Origin of the sequence: Rhizobium sp. PDO1-076 (genome assembly GCF_000247475.1) — a bacterium.
Classification (GTDB): domain Bacteria; phylum Pseudomonadota; class Alphaproteobacteria; order Rhizobiales; family Rhizobiaceae; genus Allorhizobium.
Window position 1 is genome coordinate 1 of record NZ_AHZC01000185.1, and the last position, 3326, is coordinate 3326.

The 3326-nt window shown below is 58.2% G+C and carries 4 protein-coding genes; 2 read left to right on the forward strand and 2 right to left on the reverse strand.

Annotated elements, in window-relative coordinates; all coding sequences use genetic code 11:
• Together PDO_RS11640 and PDO_RS11645 are read left to right on the forward strand one after the other, a co-directional pair.
• Positions 1-1600: Tn3 family transposase (locus PDO_RS11640; protein ID WP_037073633.1), on the forward strand; the 1600-nt coding region annotated here is incomplete at its 5' end.
• Positions 1600-2304 (forward strand): recombinase family protein, encoded by a 705-nt coding sequence (locus PDO_RS11645; protein WP_009109635.1) that lies wholly within the window; start codon positions 1600-1602, stop codon positions 2302-2304. The genes PDO_RS11640 and PDO_RS11645, both read left to right, overlap by 1 nt.
• A gap of 67 nt (positions 2305-2371) precedes the next feature.
• Here PDO_RS11645 and PDO_RS11650 read toward each other — a convergent pair whose 3' ends face one another.
• Together PDO_RS11650 and PDO_RS11655 are read right to left on the reverse strand one after the other, a co-directional pair.
• Positions 2372-2854, reverse strand: a complete 483-nt coding sequence (locus PDO_RS11650) for an IS5 family transposase (RefSeq protein WP_081593173.1) — start codon at positions 2852-2854, stop codon at positions 2372-2374.
• Between the two features lie 17 nt (positions 2855-2871).
• A complete protein-coding gene (locus PDO_RS11655; RefSeq protein ID WP_009109638.1) occupies positions 2872-3237 on the reverse strand; it encodes a hypothetical protein in 366 nt (121 codons plus the stop codon).
• Between the last annotated feature and the right edge of the window lie 89 nt (positions 3238-3326).

The following is a 3326-nucleotide window of genomic DNA, read 5'->3' on the forward strand; positions in this document are numbered from 1 at the left end:
CAGGTCTCCTAGAGAGATCTGTGTGCTAACCGCATTACGCAACCGCCTGCGTTGCAAGGAGATTTGGGTGTCGGGCGCCGATCGCTATCGCAATCCCGACGAGGATCTGCCAAAGGACTTTGAAGAGCGGCGCGCGGACTATTATAGCGAACTCGGCCGCAGCCAGGATGCCGGCGCTTTTGTCGCCGGCCTTCGCGAGCAGATGACGCAGGCGCTCCAAACACTGAATGCCGAGATCCCCCGCAATTCCAAAGTCCGGCTTGTGGGGGGCATCAAAAAACGCATTTCGATTGCCCCGTTCGAGCCTTTGGCTCCCCCACCCACGCTGGAGAGGATCAAGGCCGAACTTGAGCGGCGCTGGCCAATGACGGATCTGATCGACGTTTTGACAGAGACTGCGCAACAAACCGGGTTCCTCAAGGAGTTCACATCGTCAGGCGACCGAGTGGTTCTCGACGCCGACACCTTGCACCAGCGCCTGATCCTTTGCCTTTACGGCCTGGGCACCAACGCGGGCCTGAAGCGGGTGAGCGCGGGCTCTGAAGATGTCAGCTATTCGGAGTTGCTGCATGTCAGGCGGCGTTTCATCGACAAGCAAGCTTTGCGCTGTGCGACGGCCTTGGTGAGCAATGCCATCTTCGAGGCGCGCGACACAAACATATGGGGTGAGGCCGGGACCGCTTGCGCTTCCGATTCCACCAAAATCGGCGCCTGGGACCAGAACCTTATGGCCGAGTGGCATGTTCGCTATCAGGGGCGTGGCGTCATGATCTATTGGCATATGGAACGCCAATCGACCTGCATCTACTCGCAGCTCAAGCGCTGCTCCTCCTCGGAGGTCAGCGCAATGATTGAAGGCGTGCTGCGTCACTGCACGGATATGGAGATCCAGCGTCACTATGTCGATAGCCATGGCCAAAGCGAGGTTGCCTTTGCCTTTTCCCACCTCCTCGGTTTCGAGCTGGGCCCCCGATTGAAGGCCATCGCCCGCCAGAAACTCTACCTCCCATCCACGAATATGCGCGATGCGCTTGGCAAGCTGGCGCCGATCCTCACGCGCGAGATCAACTGGGCGCTGATCGAGCGCCAATATGACGAGATGATCAAATATACCGCCGCGCTGCGTCATCGGACGGCGGATCCGGAAGCAATTCTGCGCCGCATTGCCGGATCGGCAGTGCAGCATCCGACCTATGCCGCGCTCGCCGAACTCGGCAAGGTAATCAAGACCATTTTTCTGTGCAAATATATCGGCTCGGAAGGTCTACGCCGCGAGATCCATGCTGGCCTTAATGTGGTCGAGAATTGGAACGGCGCTCACAGCTTTATCTTTTTCGGCAAGGGCGGTGAGGTTGCGACCAACCGGCTGGAGGATCAGGAGCTTTCCGTTCTGGCCCTTCATCTGCTGCAAAATTGCATGGTCTATGTGAATACGCTGATGCTGCAGCGCGTCCTGGCAGAACCTGCCTGGTTGAAACGCATGACGCCGGCCGATCATCGCGCGGTCAACCCAGGCATTCACAGCCACCTCAATCCCTATGGCCGTTTCGATCCGGACTTCAACCGGCGCATTGATTTTGGCATGGCGAGGGCCGCGTGATGGATGCCAATTACCACCGTGCGCAAACGTTCGTATGTGCGACACCCGCGGCACCTCCACAAAAGCGGGCTTCAGAACGTCGCAAAAACCTGTCGCCAAATGAAACGCAAACGCAACAGGCAAAAGCGACAATCTGCGCACTCCTCGGCCACGCTCGCGTCTCCAAGGCCGAGGATCAGGACACCGGCCCTCAGATCGAAGCTCTTGAGGCCGCGGGCTGTCGGCGGATCTTCGAGGAAAAGGCATCGGGCGGCCGCTGGGACCGGCCCGAACTTCACCGTCTCCTTGACAGGCTCGGTGCCGGCGACGTGCTGGTCGTCTGGAAGCTTGATCGGCTGTCCCGCTCGCTCAAAGACCTGCTGGTGATCCTGGATCGCATCGAAAAAGCCGGCGCTGGGTTCCGGTCACTGACCGAAAACATCGACAGTACAACGGCGTCCGGGCGCATGATGATGCACATGCTTGGCTCGTTCGCCGAGTTCGAACGCGAAATGGTCCGAGAGAGAACGCAAGCTGGACTGCGCGCCGCACGCGCCCAGGTCCGCGGCGGTGGGCGCCAACCCAAGCTTACTAAACCTCAACAGGCCGAAGTCATCACCATGCTCAAAACCGGCCGTTCGGCTGCCGACGTCGCTCGCCTGTTCCGCGTCCATCGCACCACAATCAGCCGTATCGCCAGCAATGCCGCAATTAAGGAGCCATAGCCCGAACCAAGAGTTCACGCTCCGTTCCAAACTTTGGCCATTTTTCTATCTACCGGCTCACTGGGCCTTATTCGCAACGCGGCTGGACGGCCGCAACCATCGACGACAGCATGGATTTTTGTCGATCTGCCGCCTCTCGATCGACCGATTGCTTCGGCATCCGCCCCCCCTTTTCGCCAGCGGCAGAGCGGTGTGCTTTTGCGGTAGTGCTATCGATCATATGGATGTCCCGATCGGTCGTTTGCACCAGAGCTCCAAACAGTCGCCGCCATATCCCTTTAGCTGACCAGCGATGGAAGCGATTATAGACCGTTGTCGAAGGCCCGTAGCAGGATGGACAATCCTGCCACCGGCAACCGGATCGCAAGACGTGGATGATCCCGCTGATAACCCGGCGGTCGTCGGTACGATGAGCGCCGCGTTGGTTGGTCGGAAGCAGCGGCGAAATCACCGCCCACTGATCGTCATCAAGCCAGAAACTCGCCTGCCATGGTCGAACATTCCTGCTTCTGCAGGCAATGAAACATGGACAGCTAATCTCATCATCAATTTGATTGGGTTTCGACCCTAATGCGGGCTTTGACCTGCGTCACACCGCAAAATCTTCAGCTTCAGAAGCTCATCTTCAACTGACTTTACGTTGCCGGACGCGCAGTTTGTCTGCTCGAGCCGGGCAATCTGGCTAAGGATGACCTGATCGAACTGCGACAGAAGATGGTTCGTTAGATTTTTCAACTCGAGGGCGGTTATTTCATCTCGGGTCTCGCCAGCGACATACCGGTCATACGCCGCCTTGAGATCGTTTGTTTGCGCCACCAGGAAATCGACGTGGTCCTGCTCCTCCTTCGGCTGACAAGTCTGGGCCTCGGGATTGTTATTAGGTAGTGCAGGTGCTGCGGCGCTTGTAGTGCGCGTCAATCTTGTGCCAGTCATTCAGGTCAGATCCCTCTGGTTTCGCGAATGGAGGATCTCCCCTTAGACTCTCGATGATCGAGAGGCTGTACTGAATGGGACATGGCGGG

Excerpts from the sequence above, each read along its gene's own strand:
- PDO_RS11645 (WP_009109635.1), top strand. The coding sequence starts at position 1,600 with ATGGATGCCAATTACCACCGTGCGCAAACGTTCGTATGTGCGACACCC.
- PDO_RS11655 (WP_009109638.1), bottom strand. The coding sequence starts at position 3,237 with ATGACTGGCACAAGATTGACGCGCACTACAAGCGCCGCAGCACCTGCA.